The 18,303-nt window shown below is 60.2% G+C and carries 15 protein-coding genes; 11 read left to right on the top strand and 4 right to left on the bottom strand.

Going from position 1 to position 18,303, the window contains the following annotated elements; all coding sequences use genetic code 11:
• Positions 1–48 precede the first annotated feature (48 nt).
• Genes ACRRQW_RS18225 through ACRRQW_RS18215 form a run of 3 tightly spaced genes read right to left on the bottom strand, consistent with a single transcriptional unit; the run spans position 49 to position 5,803 of the window.
• On the bottom strand, positions 49–1,140 hold the full coding sequence (locus tag ACRRQW_RS18225; RefSeq protein WP_438483051.1) for an efflux RND transporter periplasmic adaptor subunit: 1,092 nt from the start codon (positions 1,138–1,140) through the stop codon (positions 49–51).
• Positions 1,141–1,168: 28 nt separating this feature from the next.
• Positions 1,169–4,363: an efflux RND transporter permease subunit gene (locus ACRRQW_RS18220; RefSeq protein WP_438483050.1), complete on the bottom strand. Its 3,195-nt coding sequence runs from the start codon at positions 4,361–4,363 to the stop codon at positions 1,169–1,171.
• A 36-nt stretch (positions 4,364–4,399) separates the two neighbouring features.
• A complete protein-coding gene (locus ACRRQW_RS18215; protein ID WP_438483049.1) occupies positions 4,400–5,803 on the bottom strand; it encodes an efflux transporter outer membrane subunit in 1,404 nt (467 codons plus the stop codon).
• Positions 5,804–5,961: 158 nt separating this feature from the next.
• Here ACRRQW_RS18215 and ACRRQW_RS18210 point away from each other — a divergent pair, with 158 nt between their 5' ends.
• From ACRRQW_RS18210 to ACRRQW_RS18165, 10 genes are all read left to right on the top strand, one after another.
• Positions 5,962–6,684 (top strand): response regulator, encoded by a 723-nt coding sequence (locus ACRRQW_RS18210; protein WP_438483048.1) that lies wholly within the window; start codon positions 5,962–5,964, stop codon positions 6,682–6,684.
• Complete coding sequence (locus ACRRQW_RS18205; protein WP_438483047.1) at positions 6,681–8,117, top strand: sensor histidine kinase; 1,437 nt, start codon at positions 6,681–6,683, stop codon at positions 8,115–8,117. Before ACRRQW_RS18210 ends, ACRRQW_RS18205 begins: the two co-directional genes overlap by 4 nt.
• A gap of 117 nt (positions 8,118–8,234) precedes the next feature.
• The gene (locus ACRRQW_RS18200; RefSeq protein WP_438483046.1) at positions 8,235–9,989 is read left to right on the top strand and encodes a tetratricopeptide repeat protein; all 1,755 of its coding nucleotides are present in this window, start codon (positions 8,235–8,237) and stop codon (positions 9,987–9,989) included.
• A gap of 1 nt (position 9,990) precedes the next feature.
• Positions 9,991–11,574, top strand: coding sequence for an exosortase/archaeosortase family protein (locus ACRRQW_RS18195; protein ID WP_438483045.1), 1,584 nt, complete (start codon positions 9,991–9,993; stop codon positions 11,572–11,574).
• 92 nt (positions 11,575–11,666) lie between these two features.
• The gene (locus ACRRQW_RS18190) at positions 11,667–12,749 is read left to right on the top strand and encodes a PEP-CTERM sorting domain-containing protein (protein WP_438483044.1); all 1,083 of its coding nucleotides are present in this window, start codon (positions 11,667–11,669) and stop codon (positions 12,747–12,749) included.
• A gap of 66 nt (positions 12,750–12,815) precedes the next feature.
• Entirely contained in the window at positions 12,816–13,514 is a 699-nt protein-coding gene (locus ACRRQW_RS18185) for a DNA alkylation repair protein (RefSeq protein ID WP_438483043.1), read from the top strand.
• Between the two features lie 61 nt (positions 13,515–13,575).
• Entirely contained in the window at positions 13,576–14,604 is a 1,029-nt protein-coding gene (locus tag ACRRQW_RS18180) for an Atu2307/SP_0267 family LLM class monooxygenase (RefSeq protein ID WP_438483042.1), read from the top strand.
• Between the two features lie 21 nt (positions 14,605–14,625).
• Positions 14,626–15,039 (top strand): DUF1801 domain-containing protein, encoded by a 414-nt coding sequence (locus ACRRQW_RS18175; protein ID WP_438483041.1) that lies wholly within the window; start codon positions 14,626–14,628, stop codon positions 15,037–15,039.
• Positions 15,040–15,158: 119 nt separating this feature from the next.
• Positions 15,159–15,632, top strand: a complete 474-nt coding sequence (locus tag ACRRQW_RS18170; protein ID WP_438483040.1) for a VOC family protein — start codon at positions 15,159–15,161, stop codon at positions 15,630–15,632.
• A 27-nt stretch (positions 15,633–15,659) separates the two neighbouring features.
• A complete protein-coding gene (locus tag ACRRQW_RS18165) occupies positions 15,660–16,142 on the top strand; it encodes an SRPBCC family protein (RefSeq protein ID WP_438483039.1) in 483 nt (160 codons plus the stop codon).
• Positions 16,143–16,197: 55 nt separating this feature from the next.
• Here the strand turns inward: ACRRQW_RS18165 and ACRRQW_RS18160 are convergent, their stop codons facing one another.
• Positions 16,198–17,454, bottom strand: coding sequence for a M20/M25/M40 family metallo-hydrolase (locus ACRRQW_RS18160; RefSeq protein WP_438483038.1), 1,257 nt, complete (start codon positions 17,452–17,454; stop codon positions 16,198–16,200).
• 173 nt (positions 17,455–17,627) lie between these two features.
• Here ACRRQW_RS18160 and ACRRQW_RS18155 point away from each other — a divergent pair, with 173 nt between their 5' ends.
• The gene (locus ACRRQW_RS18155) at positions 17,628–18,260 is read left to right on the top strand and encodes a CDP-alcohol phosphatidyltransferase family protein (RefSeq protein ID WP_438483037.1); all 633 of its coding nucleotides are present in this window, start codon (positions 17,628–17,630) and stop codon (positions 18,258–18,260) included.
• Positions 18,261–18,303 lie beyond the last annotated feature (43 nt).

The raw sequence follows: 18,303 nt of genomic DNA, 5'->3' as shown, positions 1-18,303 counted from the left end.
TGAAGCGTCGGTGCGGAGACCGACACCCACCTGCCGACTCGCGGGGATTTACGAGCGAGTCGCGGTCGCCGGCGGCGCAATGGTCACCGCATCACCTGAGCGCAACAAGCTGTTGGGGTTAATGATCACGGCTGCATCGGGGGCGAGCGTGGCGGAAGTAACTTCGACTTGAGCGCCCAAGTTTCTGCCCAGCGCGACGTCGATGAGCGCGATCTTGCCGTCTTTCACCACTGCGATGCGAGTCTGTCCCGCCTGAGTCAGCACAGTGTTCGTGGGCACGAGAAAAGTCCCCGCCGACGGCACGACGTTAAACGTCGCGTTCCCCGTCAGCCCCGCTGGCAGCGTCAGGTCGGGGTTCTCGATGATCAGTTCAACCCGCATGGTGCCCGAGATGGGATCGAATATCCGGCTTGAGCGCGCGACTTTCGCGGAAAAAATGCGACCGGGGAACTCGCCAAAGCGAACTTGCGCGGATGATTCCGCGGTCAGGCGCAGCGCAAGATCCGGTGCCGCAAACACGGTAAAGCGCAGCTTGTCGATTTTCACTAAATGGAACAACCAGCCTTCGGACGTGGCGGAGTCCCCGCGCACGCGGTCGCCACGGTCAAAGTTACGCGCGGCGATGACGGCGTCGAACGGCGCCCGCACAGTGGCGAATTTTTGCTGTTCTTCGAGGCGCGCCAATTCGGCTTGGGCCACGCGCACGGCGGCGCTCCCGGCGGCCGCGTCAGAGACGCGTTGATCGGACTCTTCTTTTGATACGGCGCGGGCGTCCAACAGACTCGTCGAGCGATCCGCGAGGTTTTTTGAATTCGCGGCACGCACTTGGGCTTGCTCAACCGAAGCGCGCGCTGCCTCGACGGCGCGATCAAGGTCAGGAGCAGACACCACGGCCAGCACGTCGCCCGCCTTGACGATGTCGCCGATATCGAGCGTGCGTTCGCTGATGATGCCCGTCGCGCGGGTGAAAACGCGCGCGGCTTCAAACGGTTCAGTGCGACCGGGAATCGTGTAGGCGGCGGCTTCCGAGACTTTTTTCGGTGCGACGGTGCGCACCGTCAGCGGGGTGTTTTGCGCAAAGAGCGCGGGCGTGAGCGCAGAGAGAAGCAGCAGGCGACGGAGCGAAGAAGGAGCGTTCATTGATTTCGATTTAAAGGGTTCTCAAATTTCAGGATGAAGCGGCCACCGAGGCCGAGGTGGGGCTGACTGGCTCCGATTCGCTTTTGCGGCGTAGTCGGCCGCACACGGCGGCAAACATCACGGGCACGAGAAACAGCGAAGCGCTCGTGCCGAACACCAAGCCGCCGATCACCGCGCGGCCGAGCGGCGCGTTCTGCTCGCCGCCTTCCGCCTGGCCGATGGCCATCGGAATCACGCCGAGAATCATCGCGGCCGCCGTCATCAAGACAGGTCGAAGTCGCGTGGTCGCGGCTTCGATCGCCGCCGCGGCCGCCGTTTCACCGGCTTCGAATCGGTCACGCGCAAAGCTGCTTACGAGCACGCTGTTGGCGGTGGACACACCCACGACCATGATCACGCCCATGAGCGCCGGCACACTGACCGGCGTGCCGCTGACGAGGAGTGAAAAAAGTGCTCCGGAAATCGCCACCGGCAATCCGCTGATCGCGACGAAGGGCAATGACCACGATTGGAAATTTACAACCATCACGAGGAACACGAGCACGGCGGCGAGCCCGAGACCGCCGATGAGTTCCGAGTAAGCCGAACGCATAAGCGCGGCCTGGCCGGAAAGTTCGATGCGATTGCCGGGTTTTAGTTTTGCGCGCAGGTCCGTCAGGATTTTTTCGAGATCCTTGGTGACCGCGCCGAGGTCGCGCCCGAAGGAGTTGGCGACGAGTGTAAAGGTGGGTTGGAGCGTGTTGCGCGACACGGAGGCGGGCGCGCGCTTTTCCGTGATCGTGGCAAACGCGCGCAATGGCACGGCAGGACCACCGTTGGTCGGACGCACGGGGAGATTGAGCAACTGTTCCATCGAGGTCAGTTTGCTCGGCGGCGCGATGACCTGCACATCGTAGGACGAGCCGACTGCGGGATCGACCCAGACATTGGCGGCGATGGTGCTGCCGCTGCCCAGGGCGGCGAGCAGCGTCGTCGCGGCGTCTTGTTGATTGATGCCCAGCGTCGCGGCGCGCAGGCGATCGACGCGGACGGCGTAGCCTGGCTGATCGAGGACTTCACGCAACGTCACATCCACCGCGCCCGGAACCTGGCGCAGGCGCTCGCGCAGTTCGGAAGCGAGCGCGAGATTGCCCGGAATATCGCGCCCGGTGAAACGCACTTCGAACGTCGTCGGCGCGCCGGAAGAAAGCGTCTGACTGGTGGCGTCGGCGGGTCGGAAAAACGACTGCACGGCGGGGAATTTAGCAGCCAGCATGGCGCGGATTTTCTCTTCGTAAAGCGCGCTGGGCGCGTGATCGCCTTGCAGCTGAATCATGATTTCGCCGTCAGCCGATGTCACTGCGGTGGTCGCTACCCACGCCTGATTCACCGCGGCGGGCGCGCCAATGTTTTCGACGATGAACTGGAGTTCGTTTGCCGGAATGATGGCGCGAATCTCACGCTGGATTTGCGACATCTGATCCGCCGTGTCGTCGAGACGGAGACCGCTGGATGTGCGCACAAACAAGCGGAGCAAGCCGGCATCAGTTTTCGGAAAGAACTCCCGGCCCAGCTGCCAGATGGAGAATCCGCCGAGCAAAACGGCGATGAGCACGGGAATTGCGATCAGGATTTTACGACGCAGAATGCGTTCGATAATTTTCTTTTGGAGAGAAACCAGACCGTCCAAGCCGTGTTCGATTTTATGATGAATCCTGGAAAGACCGCGGGGCGGCTGGCCCGCATTTTTCTGTTCCAAGCGCAGTTCGGCCGGCAGGATGATCGACGCGAGCGTTGGCACCAAGGTGCGCGCGAGCAGGTAACTCGCGGCCATCGCAAACACGACCGCCAGCGCCAGCGGGCGAAAGACATCGGCCGCCGTCCCGGTGAGCAGGAAAATCGGGATGAACACGATGCAGATCGACAGCGTCGAGACGAACTCGGGGAACGCGACTTCACGCGCGCCGTCGATTATCGCCGTGCGCACATCCTTGCCGAGTCCGATCTGGCGCTTGATGTTTTCGATTTCGACGAGCGAGTTGTCGACGAGGATGCCGATGGCGAGCGCGAGGCCGCCGAGTGTCATCAGGTTGAAAGTCGCGCCCATCAAGTTCAGGCCGATGATCGAGCAGAGCAGCGCGAGCGGGATCGAGGTGAGCACGATCAACGTCGAACGCCACGAACCGAGAAACAGCAACACCACGGCCGCCACGAGTCCACCGACGAGGAAGATTTCGTGCTCAACGCCTTTTACGGCGGCGCGCACAAATACCGATTGGTCGAAGATCGGTTCGATGTTCACCCCGGGTGGGGCGGACGCGCGAATCTCGGGGAGCCGCGCCATGATACTGTCCAGGATGTCGACCGTGGAAGCGTTGCCGAGTTTAAGGATGGCGAGCATGACCGCGTTTTGGCCGTCGAGGCGCGCGATGTTGGTGGCGACCGCTTCGCCGTCGCGCACGTTGGCGACGTCGCGCAGAAGAATCGTGCCGCCGGCCGCTGAACGAATCGGCAGATCAAGAAACGACTGGATCGTCTCGGGACTGGCGTTGATTTCGATGGGCAACTCGCGATCGCCTTCGCGAATATTTCCCGCCGGCAGCGTCAAGTTTTGCCGCGAGACCGCGGTGTTCACTTCCGAGGAAGAAATGCCGAACGCATTGAGCGCGTCGGGATCGAGATCGATCATCACTTGGCGCGCCGCGCCGCCGTAAGGCAGTGAGATGCGCATGCCTGGAATGCTTTGCAGCTGGGAACGAATCGGCAGACGCGCGTAGTCAAAGAGCTGTCCGCTGCTCATCGTATCCGATGAAATCACTAACTGCACAATCGGCACGCTTGACGGACTCGTGCGCACCACGATGGGAGGCGTCGTGCCGGAAGGCATGCGGCGGAGAATCGTCTGCGCGAATGCGGTCGTCTGCGACATGGCCATGGCGATGTTCACATACGGTTGAAACCGCAGTTTGATCAGCGCGACTCCGTTGGAGGTTTCCGAACTCACTTCGACGAGATCGTCGACGTTGTTCATCGTCGCGATTTCAGAGAATGACGTGATTTTTGCCGCCATCTCGGCGGCGTTAAGGCCACCGTAGGTCCAGACCATCATCAGTTCCGGACTGTCCACGCGCGGCAGGATGTCCGTGGACATCCGGCGCCCGCTCAGGATGCCGAACAGCAGGATGAGAATCGCAAGAACGGCGATGGTGTATTTGTAGCGAAGAGCAAAAAGGACGATCCACATGAGAAATGAGCGAGTGAGTGTAGAAGAGCAGGGCGCTTACCAACCGCCACCCAGTGCTTTGATTAAGGCGACGGTAGCAGATAAATTTTGACCGCGGATTAGCACGAGGCGGCGCTCGTTGGTGATCGCGGTGCGTTCGGCGTCGATCACGTCGAGGTAGCCGAGTTGGCCAGCCTCGAAACGCTGCCGCAAGAGCGACGCGGCCTCATGCGACGAAGTTCGGGCACGCCCTTGCAGGGCGTCGCGCTCCGTGAGGAGTCGAAGATCGGACAGCGCCGTCTCTACTTCGCGAAAGGCGTTCAGCACGGTGGATTGGTAATCCGCGAGCGCTTCAGCGTGAAATGCTTGGGCGCGCCGGTAGTTGGCGGTGTTGCGACCGCCTTGAAAAATCGGCAACGAAACGCCCGGGCCAAACGACCACTGGCGATTGTCCCACTGGGTTAACGTGTCCGTCGACGCGCTCTGATAACCGCCCGAGGCAAATAAGGTGAGCGACGGAAAAAATGCCGCCTTGGCGGCACCGATCCCGGCGTTGGCTGCCGCGAGCGAGCGCTCCGCGGAGGCGATGTCGGGGCGACGTTCGAGCAACTCTGACGGAAGACCGACGGGGATCTCGGGAGCGGTGCCCGCGAGCGAAGCAGCCGGGGCAATTGAGAAGGTTTCCGGCATTTGTCCGAGCAATACCGCCAGCGAGTGCCGCAGCGCGGCGCGATCTTGTTCGAGGCTGAGGCGGTCGCCTTCCGCCGTGGCGAGTTCCGTGCGCGCGAGTTGCACGTCGAGTTCCGCGCCTGCGCCGAGTTCGAGCCGGCGCGTGACGATTTCGAGCGATTCGCGGCGACTCTCAACCGTGCGGGTGAGCAACGTATATTCCGCATCGACCGCTCGCAGTTCAAAGTAAGTGCGCGCAACCTCGGTTTGGACGCTGAGCAATACGTTGTGATAATCCGCCTCGCTGGCTTCCGCGCGTGCGTCGGTGGCCTCGACACTCCGGCGCACCCGGCCCCAAAGATCGAGTTCGTAAGCGAGGTCGAGCGGCAGTCGAAAATTATTATCGGTGAAAGCCGGCGCGCCAGTGCGAGCGTTGGGCGGAGTGCGACTGCGTTCGGCCGAAGCATTCACCGTGGCGCTGGGAAATAAATCAGCGCGTCCTGATCGGCTGAGCGCGCGCGCTTGATCGCGGCGGGCGAGGGCGGCAGCGATCGTTGGGCTCGCTGCCGTGGCGGCGGTTTCAAGGCGATTCAGTTCGGCATCGCCGAAGAGCGTCCACCAGTCGCCTTTCGGCAACGCGTCACGTGGCGCGGCGCTTTTCCACGGGCCCGGTTCGATAAACGCCGCCGGGGTCGCCGGCTGCGGCGCGCGATAATCGGGCCCGACTGCGCAACCGGCAACTAAGACGAGCAGGCAAGCGATTGAAAATGTTTTGGTGAAGGCGGATTGCATGCGACGCTCGAACCCTACCAGTCGATTTGGTCAGGATTATGCCAGCCAAGCCCTTTAGTGTAACGATTGTGGGCAACGCCCGCGGCCTGATACACTTTGTTACAAATTTAGCCGCTCCATCGCGGAAATTTGTGATACGATAGCTTTTCCCCCGCACCATGGAGCAAATGCCGCACATCGCCGTCGTCGATGACCACAAGGACATTCGTGAACTTGTGGTGCGCTACCTTGGCGAACATGGCTATCGCGTCAGTGCGGCGGAAAGCGCGCGCGCTTTCCTGCGGTTGATGGATGCCGGCGCGCCCGATCTCGTCGTGCTGGATATTATGATGCCGGGTGGCGATGGACTCGCGTTGTGCCGCGAACTGCGGGCGTCGAACCGGCAGATTCCGATTATTTTTCTTACGGCGATGGTCGAGGACACCGACCGCATCATCGGTTTGGAAATGGGCGGCGATGATTATCTCACCAAACCGTTCAACCCGCGCGAACTGCTGGCGCGTATCAAAGCCGTGTTGCGGCGTGCGCAAAGTCTGCCGGTGCAGCGCACCGCGGTGTCGGCGCGACGTCTACGTTTCGACGACAAGGTGCTCGACACCGGGCGTCGCGAAGTGGTGGGCGCGGACGGGGTCGCGGTCGCGTTGAGCACGGCGGAATTTCGATTACTGTGTGCGTTCGTCGAACATCCGGGGCGCGTGCTCACGCGCGATCAGTTGCTCGATCTCACCAGTGGCCGCGCCGCGGACGTCTGGGATCGCAGTATCGATAATCAGGTCAGTCGGCTGCGTCGGAAAATCGAAACCGATCCCAAGCGCCCTGAACTCATCAAGACTTCGTGGGGCGGCGGCTATCAATTTACGGCGGAGGTTGTGCCCGCATGAAACCATTTTTACCCCGCAGCTTAAGCAGCCGGTTGATCGGCTTGATGCTGCTTGCCCTCGCACTTTCGCAGGGCGTTTCGCTCATCGTGTATCGTTACGAGCGCGCACACGCGGTGCGCACGATGATGCGCGAAGAATGTCTCGGCCGTGCTTCCTCGGCGGTTCAACTGATGAACGCCACCGCTCGCCCTGAGCGTGATGAGGTGTTGCGATTGGTGAACACTCCGTTGGCGCGCTACTGGATGAGCGCGAGCGCGCCGCAAGCGTTGCCCGACTGGGAGGCGACGGCCAAGGCCGCGCTGCTGCATCCTGTGCTGGGAAATAGCGGCGTCGAGACGCCAAGCTTGTTCGACCCGGAACAGGATCTGTGCGTGGCAAATCCCGGCGAGTGGGAAAGTCACCCCGCGAGCTATTGGCCGATTGGAATGCCGCTGCAGCTGGTGGAGCTGCGGAAATGGAACGGTTATGGCATCGTGGTGAAACTCAGCGACGGCGCGTGGCTCAACATGGTTTACGCCAAGCCGGCGCATCTTTCCAACACGACGCCCGCGCCGGGCTACTATGTGACGCTGCTCAGCACGGTGATTATTTTTTCTTTCGCGGCGTGGTTGATCGCCCGACACATCGCGCAACCGCTGCGGCACCTCACCAAGGCCGCCGAACGTCTCGGTCGCGGCGAAGAGGTGGCGATGTTGGTGGAGGAAGGGCCGGACGATATTCGCAAAACGATGAGCACGTTCAACCGCATGCAGGTGCGCTTGCGGCGATTCGTCGAGGATCGCACGCGGATGCTCGCGGCCATCGGGCACGATTTGCGGACGCCGATCACCTCGCTGCGTTTGCGCGCGGAGTTCATTCGGGAAACCGAAACGCGCGAAAAAATCCTCGCGACACTCGCCGAGATGCAAGCGATGACGGAAGCCAGCCTGGCCTTCGCGAGTTCGGAAGCTTCGGCGGAAGTGACCCGTTCGGTCGATCTCTCTTCGCTGCTGGAAAGTCTTTGCGACGACCTCGCCGAACTGGGTTGGAAAGTGAACTTTATCGGCAAGGGCGAAAAAATTGCCTACCTTTGCCGGCCGGATGCTTTGCGCCGGGCGTTGCGAAACTTGATTGAGAATGCGGTGCGTTACGGTGAATGCGCGCGCGTCGACGTGAAACCATCGGCGGAAAACGTCGAAATCATTGTTCAGGATGATGGCCCGGGAATCAGCGAAGAAGATCGCGAACGCGTGTTTGCGCCCTTCGTGCGCCTTGAAGCATCGCGCAATGGTTCGACGGGCGGCGTGGGTTTGGGGCTGGCGATCGCGCGCTCCATCGTGCGAGCCCACGGCGGCGATATTGTTTTGTCCGCCGGTTCGCCGGGCTTGTGTGTGCGCGTGACGTTGCCGCGGGACGAAGAGCAAATGGCTGGCGAGTTGAAGCAGCGGCTCTGAGTAGAACCAGTTCGGCGGCAAAATGAAAAAACGGTTGCGCGAAGCGCCAGCGTTTTTAGCTTCGCGCGCACAGCAACTGATGAATTTCTCCTCTCAACGCGTTGATGCCAGCACCCGATGATTATCGAACGGGATAATCTGAGCCTGCGCTGGGTGCTGATCATTCTCGGCGGCCTGGGTGTGGGGATCGCGGCGGTGATTTATTTTTCGGATATTAAACAGACTTTCCTGCGTTGGAAGCAGGGTGGTTCGGTCGCACAGGTGAAAAAATTCACGACCGAAAACGATGTGCCCAACGCGTTGCTCGCGATCCGCACGGCGCTGCAGCAGGAACCCGGCAACGCGACGGTGTGGCGCATGGCGGCGGATTTCGCCGAGCAACTGGGCGACGCTGATTCGGTCAATATGCGCGAGCAAGTCGTGCGCCTCGAACCCGGGGTGCTGGAGAATCGGCTTGCGCTCGCGCGCACGGCGTTGCGTTTCAAGGATGTGCTCACTGCGCGCGAGACACTGGAAAAAATTCCGCCGGCTGAGCGCCTCAGTTCAGACTATCGTCGCGTCGTCGCCGCGTTGGCGATCGTGAGCGATTTGCCCGCCGAGGCGGCAGCACAACTCACTTTGATCGTCGAAAAAGAGCCGGGGGATTTACAAGCTCGGCTCGACCGTTCCACACTCGCGTTGCGTTACGCTTCGTCGTCGCTGGCGGCCGCCGCGCTGGGGGAATTGCAAGCGCTCGAAGATCGTCCCGAGACCCGCGTGCGGGCCCGACGCGAACTCGCTGCAGCGGCGTTGCGCAACAAGGATTACAAAACCGCGTTGGACTACGCGAATCGTCTGACCGAGGAAAGTGCGCCGCAGTTCACCGATTTTCTGTTGAAGGCGAACATCGAGATCGCCGCGAACACGGCAACGGTGACGGCGCTGCGTCCGCAGTTGATCCAAATCGCCGCGAGCAATCCCGTGAGCATCGCGGAGCTCAGCGCGTGGTTACGCGCAATGAACCAACCGGCTGAAGCCGCACGCTGGCTCCAGACGTTGCCGCCGGAAATACAATCGATGGCGGCGGTGAAAGTGGCGCGGGCGGATGCGTTTATCGCGCTGCGCGATTGGGAAGCAGCGCGCGCGCTGCTGGCGGACGGCGCCTACGGGCGAATTTCTCCGGATGCAGTGCAACTGGCGTTTGCCGCGCGCGTGTTTCGCGACAATGACCGCGACGCGTTGCAACGCTCGGCGTGGGATGAAGCGATCCGACTCGCTGGCCTGGATCTGCCGGGGCTGCGCGTGTTGCACCGGCTCGCGTTGGAGTGGGGCTGGGGACCTGAACTCAACTCCGTGCTCTTTGCGATCGCGACCAAACATCCGTCGCAAACGTGGGCATATCAGGCGCTCGTCGAACGCCATTATCGCGCGCGCGACACGTCGGCGTTGAAAGCCGTGTATAATCGTTGGCGCGAAGCCGAACCGGGTTCGACATTTGTGGAGAGCAACGCGTTGTTCCTCGAACTGCTCACGGCACCGGTGAAAGTGTCTTCGAAAACGAAAGAGCGCGCGGCGGAACTCTACGCGAGCGACGATAAAAATGCATTCTTCGCGACGATTCACGCGTTCAGTCTGTGGCAGTCCGAACGCGCGGGCGCAGCGCTCGCCGTGATGGAAAAACTTCCCCTAACGGAACGTCGCGCGCCCACGCGCGTGCTTTACATGGCGCTTTTTCAGAGCGGGATCAGGCGTCAGGAGGCGCAGCGTTATTTGGCGCTGGTGCAGGTTGCGAACCTGTTGCCTGAAGAAGCGACTCTGTATCGCTCGCTTGTGCGCTCGCTCGAAGCGCCGGTGGAAACCACACCTGCGCCCAAACCGGTGAAAAAGACCTGACATGGCCGCCGTGGCGGAGTCGCGCTCCGAGGAGAAAACAATCTGGCCGTGGGTGATCGCCGCGGTCGCAGGAGTCGGCGCAGTCCTGGTGGCGCGCTGGGCGCCCGTGTGGCGGGAGAGCGCGGATTTCGCGCACGGGTGGATCGTGCCGGTTTTCGCAATTTATCTCGCATGGGAACGGCGCAACGACCGGCCGATTCTCGTCGGTGTAGCGAAGTCTTACTGGCCGTGGGTGGCGGCGGGCATCGTGGGTGGCGCGATGTTGTTGATCGGGAGGTTTCTACTGGAACCGTTTCCCACGTGGCCGGCGGCGTTATGGTTTTTTTCCGCGGGCGGATGGATTTTAATCGGCAGTTTGTTGGCGATCGCGGGCGGCGTAGCGACGGCGCGGCATTTTGCGTTTCCGATTTTGTTCACGGCGACAGCGCTGCCGTGGCCGACGTTGCTGGAGTTAAATTTTATTCTACCTATGCGCGGTGCGTTGGCGTCGATTGCGGCGGAGGTGATTCATGTTTTGGGTTATCCGGCGGTCGCGCAAGGCACGGTGATCGAAGTCGGGCGAGGGCAGGTGGGCGTCGACGAAGCGTGCAGCGGGGTGCGTTCGCTGCAGGCGGCCATCATGGTGGGGCTTTTGCTCGGCGAAGTGTTTCGCTTGAAAGCGAGCCGGCGTTGGTGGTTGCTCGGCGTGGCGCTTGGACTGGCGCTTGCGACTAATCTGGCGCGCACGTGCTTTCTCGCGTGGCAAGGCGCGATGCGCGGCCCAACGGGAGTTGCGGAATGGCACGACGTGGCGGGCACGTTGCAAATGAGCGTGGCGCTCGGCGGCATGGTGTTGGCCGCGTGGCTTTGGCGGAAGGACTCGGCGCCGGCTTCGATCACAGGCACTTCTGCGCACGGGCAAAAATCATTTGAACATCATGGCGGGCGGGCCTTGGCGGTTTTGGTTTTGAGTGTCGCGCTCGTAGTCGAGGGCAGCGCGCAACTTTGGTTTCACTCGGGCGGATTTACGCAAACGGTGTCGCGGTGGGATGCGCGTTTGCCGGAGACGCTCCGCTCGTATCGTGAGACAAATTTCACGCCGTCGATGCAGTCGATTCTGCAATGCGATCGCCACCAACTCGGTCAATGGGAATCGCCGCAAGGTCAGCGTCGCGCGGGTTACGTGTTGAACTGGGAGCGAGGGCACGCGGCGCGCCAAGTCGTGTCGCTCCATAATCCCGAGATTTGCCTGCCTTACAGCGGCCAGCGGTTTATCGCGCAACGCGGCACGATCGATCTTCCGCTTCAGGACGGCACCGCGCTGACGTTTCGCGTGAGCGAATTCGACGGGCCGACGGGCGTGTTCTTTGTTTATTACGTAGCGTGGGATCTTGATCGCGGAACGGCGTTGACGCCTGCCGCTGACGACAGCCTCGGCGCATGGTGGAAATACCGCTTGGATACCGTCGCTGAGCGTCGTCGCCAAGTGGCGGCGCGGGTGGTGGCGGTGGCGCTTTACGAGCCCCACGGCTTGGCTGAATCCAAGGAGGCGTTCGTTAGTGAAGCGCCGCAGCTATTTATGGGGTTAACAGGCGTTAAAAACTAAAAATCAGAGATTTGCATAAATAGAAAATGTTTCAGCCGATCAAAGTGAATTCTTGACTAGGGTTAAACACCTACGCTATTCGGGTGATGCTCATGAAGCTGTTCGGCGTCAAATTTCCAGCCCTTCGCCTCGCGATCACCCTTTTGGGTGTCGTGGCCGGCTCGGTGGTGGCGCACGCGCAGTTCAACCCGATCGGTTTTGAGGGAACGACGATTTATAACATCCCCTACGCGACCAACGTCGGCATCCCGAACGGCACACCGGTCAACACTCCGTTCAGCTACACGTTTGTTTCGGGAAATAATCTTCAAGCTTTCCGCAATTCCAGCGCAGGTATTGTGGATTCTGACGACGGTTCAGGTGGTTCGGAAGCGGTGCCGGATTATTTCAAGTCGCCCGAGTTTGGTTGGAAAGTCGATGGCTGGCAGACCACGAACAGCACCAGCGCAACGTGGAATGCGTTCGACTCCGGATACATCGGTAATGGCAACGGCACAGGCACTGCCTATCCCGGCAACGGCGCTCCGGCCAGCGAGTGGGGCGAATCGTTTAACGTAAATCATCTCTTTTCGCCCGCGGCCGGAAATCTAGCCAAAGCCCCGGGACTGGGTGACCAGTTCCTCGATATGCATGGTTCGACGGGATTCACCACGCAGCTTTCGTTGCAGTTCCTTGCCACGCAAACGGACACCTTTTTCATCACGCTCGCCTTCGGCGGCCGCGATTCGAACTCACAGAATTACAAAGGCTATTTCCGGCTCCGCGACATCACGAACAACACCGTGGTTTTCAGCGGCGATACGTCACAAACGCCCTTTGAGGCGTGGACGCCCACTGATCCGAATAATCCATCACTGGGTGCGGTTGCGGCCACGCCTACGAACAACACCGGCGTAAACCAGAAGGATTGGGAGTATTTCAAGCAGACGTTCAATGTGACCGCTGGCACGATGTATTCCCTGGAATTGCTCCTCCCTGAAGAGCACAACTTCGACATGGCGCTGGGTTCGCAGTATAGCTACACGCCGGGCATCCAGACTAACTTTTCCGTGGTGCCGGAGCCGTCAACCTACGGCATGATGGGGCTTGCGGTGGTGGGTGTCGTGATTGCGCTGCAACGTCGCTCAAAGAAAAAAGCGACTGCGGTCATCGCAGCAAATTCGACGAAGAGCTAGTCCCGTTGAACCGTTGGTCGACGAGGCGTTGACCTCGTGACAAGGAAATCTTGGGTCGTGTGCGTCATGCCGCGCACCTCGAATCCTCAAGGTCGAAACCCTGCAAAAAGAATTACTTTGGACGAGGCGGTCGCGTGGTTGCATTCGCAAGCTGACCCGAAAATCCGCGACGGAATGCAACGCTTCGGTCTGCCGAACGATAAGGCGCTGGGTATCAGCGTAGGCGTGATTCAAACCTACGCACGCAAAGTCATCGGGCGCGATCATGCGCTCGCCGAGGCGCTGTGGGACACGGATATTTATGAGGCACGTTTGCTGGCCTCGATGATTGGCGATCCGGAAAAACTAACTCCGAAATCGATGGATCGTTGGTGCGCAGGATTCGACAACTGGGGCATCGTGGACACGGTGTGTTTCAAACTCTTCGACCAAACGCCGCATGGCTGGGGACGCGTGATTCCGTGGACAAAAAAGAAAGGCGAGTTTCAGCGTCGCGCCGGCTACGTGATGATGGCCTGCCTCGCCGCCCACAACGCCGACGCGAATGCGCGAACCTTGCGCCCGTTTCTCGCGTTGATTGAGAAAGGCGCGACCGACGAACGCAACTTTGTGATGAAAGGCGTGAGTTGGGCGCTGCGCATGATTTACCACTGCGAACCGAAACTCCGCGCGGAATGCGTGACGTTGGCGAACCGCCTCGCGAAGTCCGAAAAAGCGCGCGCCCGCTGGATCGGAAGGGACGCGCTTCGACAGTTTAAAAAATAACCGAACGAAGAGTGCCGAGACGGCGATTGGCGAAACACCGAGAACTGGCTATATCGGGCGGATGGAAATTGGCGTAGACAGTTTTGTAGCGACGGCAAAGAGCGGGCCCACCGGCGATGTGGAGCGCGTGCAGGAATTGCTGGAGCAAATCAAACTCGCGGACGAAGTCGGCCTCGATGTGTTCGGCGTCGGCGAACATCACCGCGCGGATTACGTGGCGTCTGCCCCGGTGGTGCTGCTCGCAGCAGCGGCCGCGCAAACCAAGCGCATCAAACTCGCCAGTGCCGTCACGGTGTTGAGCTCCGATGATCCGGTGCGGGTGTTTCAGCAATTCGCGACGCTCGATCTCATTTCGCAGGGTCGCGCAGAAATTATCGTGGGTCGCGGTTCATTTATCGAATCGTATCCGCTCTTCGGCTTCGACCTGCAAGATTACGACGAACTCGCGACGGAGAAGTTGGAACTGCTGCTGAAAATTCGCGAGCAAACCAATGTGCATTGGTCAGGGAAACATCGCGCACCGTTGACCGGGCAGGGGGTTTATCCGCGTCCCGCCCAGGTGAAGCTGCCGGTTTACATCGGCGTCGGCGGCACGCCGGAGTCGGTCGTGCGAGCGGCCAAGTTGGGCCTGCCTCTGATCATCGCGATCATCGGCGGACAACCGAGCCAGTTCCGGCCGTTCGCCGATCTCTATCGGAAGACTTGGCAGCAATCCGGACACGATCCGGCGAAACTTTTCATCGGAGTCCATAACATCGGGTTTCTCGCAGACACTCAGGAGCAGGCGCTGGAAACGTTCTGGCCCGCCTATCGCGATGCGTTTGGAAAAATCGGCCGCGAACGTGGCTGGGCTCCGCCGACGCGACCGCAATTCGATGCGCAATGCAGCCCGCACGGCGCTTTGCTCGTGGGCGATCCCGAGGCAGCCGCGGCCAAAATTATCGCCGAACACCATTCACTCGGCGGCATTTCGCGGCTCACCGTGTTGCTGGATAACCGCGTGCTGACTCACGGGCAACTGATGCGCGCCATCGAATTACTGGGGACGAAAGTCGCCCCGATCGTGCGAAAAGAACTCGATAACGGCTGATGGCGGTGAAGAGTGACGCGCGTGAAATCCGACAAGACGCGCCACACCACCGCAGCCGACACGAGTGCAGCGGTCGATGCTTTGATCGCCGACTTGGACCATCCGCTGAAATCCGAGATCGAAAGCGTGCGGCACATTATCTTGAAAGCGGATGGTTCAATTCTCGAAGGCGTGAAATGGAACTCGCTCAGTTTTCGCACGGCGGACTATTTCGCGACCGTGCACCTGCGTTCGCGCGATGCAGTGCAGCTCATTTTTCATCTTGGCGCGAAAGTGCGCCCCGACGTTTCCAAGGTCGAAATCGCGGATCCGGCTGGATTGGCAAAGTGGCTGGGGAAAGATCGCTGTCTGGTGAATCTCGGCCGCGGGAAGGAATTCAAGGCCAGGCAATCCGCGCTCACGGAGTTCGTGCAAGCATGGATTCGCCACGTGTGATGCGACTGACGCGATTTTTCAGAATTTAAAATAACGTGTCCGGATCGCGAGGGCTCGTTCGTTGAATCAATGAGCGCGGACAACTGTCCGCGAAACCCATTCCCAATCCGCGAAATCCCATGCCAAAGATTACCCCCTTCCTCTGGTTCAACGACGAAGCTGAACGTGCTGCAAAATTCTACGCCGCTGTGTTCAAAGGCGGAAAGATTATCGAGACCGCGCGTTATTCCGAAGGCGGTCCGGGGCTCGCAGGCTCGGTGATGACGGTTAAATTCAAAGCCCTCGGGCAGGAGTTCGTCGCGCTCAATGGCGGCCCGGTTTACAAAATCACCCCGGCTGTTTCGTTTGTCGTCAATTGTCAGACGCAGAGTGAAGTCGACTACTATTGGAAAAAACTCTCCGCCGGCGGGAAAAAGATTCAGTGCGGCTGGCTCGAAGATAAATTTGGCGTGTCATGGCAAATCGTGCCCGACGCATTGTTCACGCTCACGCGCGGCAAAGACGTCGCAAAAACCCAGCGCGTCTTCGGTGCGATGCTGAAGATGGTGAAACTCGATATCAAAAAACTCCACGCTGCCGCTGCAGGAAAATAATCACGCAATCCTTCCACTCCACCAACCATGAATCCACAAACTCCCGCTCCACTCTCCGAACGCGAACTCGTGCTTACTCGGATCCTCAACGCCTCGCCTGAAAAACTTTTCCGCTGCTGGACTGAGCCGGCTTTGATCAAGCAATGGTTTGTCCCGAAACCGTGGACGATTGCGAAAGCCGAAGTCGATCTGCGGGCCGGCGGCTCGTCGCTGATCGTGATGCGCAGCCCCGAAGGCCACGAAATGCCGAATCCCGGCATCTACCTCGAAGTGATCCCGAATAAACGCCTCGTGTTTACCGATGCGTATACGAAAGCGTGGGAGCCTTCGGGCAAACCGTTCATGACGGCGATCGTCACTTTCGAAGACGCGGGGAACGGCCAGGCGAAATACACCGCGACGGCGCGTCACTGGTCGAAGGAAGATCGCGAAGCCCACGAAAAAATGGGGTTTCACGAAGGCTGGGGCATTTGCGCGACCCAACTGGAAGCACTGGCAAAAACCCTCTGAGTTAAACGCAGACACAAAAAAGCGCACCCGTGAAGGTGCGCTTTTTTAGTAAACTTTATTGCGTGAGCGAAAGCACGAGCAGCAGGGTGTGCTGCGGGCCTTTCCATGATTCGATCGGATCGTAAGCTTCGGCGAGCGAGTGCGCGCCAGTGCCGACGCCGCCTTTGCCGACCGTGATCGCGGGAATACCGAGATTCATTGGATAATTTGAATCCGTGGAGCTGGCGCCGAGCTTCGGTTTGCCGCCGAAGGCTTTGATTACCGATTGCGCCACTTGGACGATTTCGGAATCGCTCGACGTGCCGCCCGCCGGCCGGTCGCCGACTTGTTCGATGTCGACTTCGACTTTGCCGTGCGGCCAACGGGAATTTTCTTCGGTTACGGCAGCCTTCGTCGCGGCCATGATGGAATCGCGCACCGCGTTCAGCGCGGCGGTATCTTCAGAGCGCATGTCGATTTCCATCCACGCCTCGAAAGGAATCGAGTTAACCGACGTGCCGCCGCCGATGCGACCCACGGTGTAGGTGGTTTTCGGTTGGCTGGGCACTTTGACGTCGGCGATTTTGGCGATCGCCCGACCCAGCGCGTGCGCCGGATTCACCATGCCGAACGCGCCGTAACTGTGGCCGCCGGGGCCGCGGTAAGTGACGCGATAACGGTAGCTGCCGACTGCGCCGTTGGTGATGCCGTCGGTGCCGCCGCCATCGATGGAGATGAAGCTGTCGATCTTTCCCTTCATCGTGGTGTTGAAGAGTTCTTTCACGCCGCGCAAATCGCCGAGGCCTTCTTCACCGACGGTGGCCACGAAGGTAATCGTGCCTTGGGTCTGGATTTTGTGCGCGTTGAGCGCGCGAATGACGCTGATCATCTCAACCAATCCGCGGGTGTCGTCAGAAATACCAGGCGCGATCATCTTGGTGCCTTCGCGGCGCACTTTTACATCCGTGCCTTCCGGGAAAACGGTGTCGAGGTGGGCGGTGACCGCGAGATTGGGCTTGGCCATCACGCCGCGGCGCGTGCCGAGGACGTTGCCTGCCTTGTCGATGAACACGTTTTCCAGACCGAGGCTTTCAAAAATCTTTTTCACTTCGGCGGCGCGCGCTTGCTCCATGAACGGCGGCGCGGGGATTTCCGTGAGCTTCACCAAAAGGTCGAGCATCTCAGGCTCCTGCTGCTTGATTGTCTCAAGTGCTTTTTGCACGGTCGGGTCGGCGAGTAATTTCACCGGGTCAGCGACGGCGTGGAGGGAAGGCAGCGCGAGAACGGCAGCAACTGCGGTGGCAACCAAACTACGAGGCAGGTGTGAGATCATAGGCGTGAACATTACGCGAGACAGCCAGCAATTCGTGTGCCCGGCAACGCCGGACATGAGGGCGGTGGTTTTTAAGGGGATTTCCCTATGAATCCGAACTCAGAACGCCGCGGCATTTAGACTGGAGCGATTTTGGAAGTAACGATTTGTTCGAACTCAACCACCGCTCATTTATGGCTGAAAACACACCCGCGAAGCCGAAACCTTTTTCCATGATCCGGTCGTTTGTCGCGGCGGATTTTTTGACGCTGGGCAACGGGTTTTGCGGAGCGGGCTCGGTGTTGTCGGCGATGCAATACCTAGTCACGGCGGATTCGCGGTGGTTGGTCACGGCGATGGTGCTGTTGCCGCTGGCCGGGATTTTCGATTTTGCCGACGGACGCGTGGCGCGTTGGCGTCATCGTTCGTCCGCGATCGGCGCCGATCTCGACTCGCTGGCAGATGTGATTTCGTTTGGACTCGCGCCGGCTGCGCTGGGCTTTGCCGTGGGGCTGCGTGGTGCGCTGGATGTGGCGATTTTGCTCTATTTCGTCGCGTGTGGCATCAGCCGCCTCGCGCGCTTCAACGCCACCGCCGACGCGCTCGCCGACGACAGCGGCAAGGTGAAATATTTCGAAGGCACCCCGATTCCGACCAGCGTGGTCATCGTGATGCTGCTCGCGGTGCTGCACTCGCAGGGGTTGCTCGGCGCAAACATCTGGCTGGGCGCATGGCACGTGGGCGGCCTCGTGCTGCACCCGCTCACCATTATCTACGCGCTCAGCGGCAGTGCGATGATCAGCACGATTCGTTTCCCGAAATTCTGAACGCTGCGGAACGACGCGCGCTCGTTAAAATAAGAAGGTGCGC

The sequence above is a fragment of the Oleiharenicola lentus genome (genome assembly GCF_051660365.1).
Classification (GTDB): Bacteria; Verrucomicrobiota; Verrucomicrobiia; order Opitutales; family Opitutaceae; genus Lacunisphaera; species Lacunisphaera lenta_A.
Note: the sequence above shows the minus strand (reverse complement) of the source record. Positions and strands in the feature narration are given on the sequence as shown.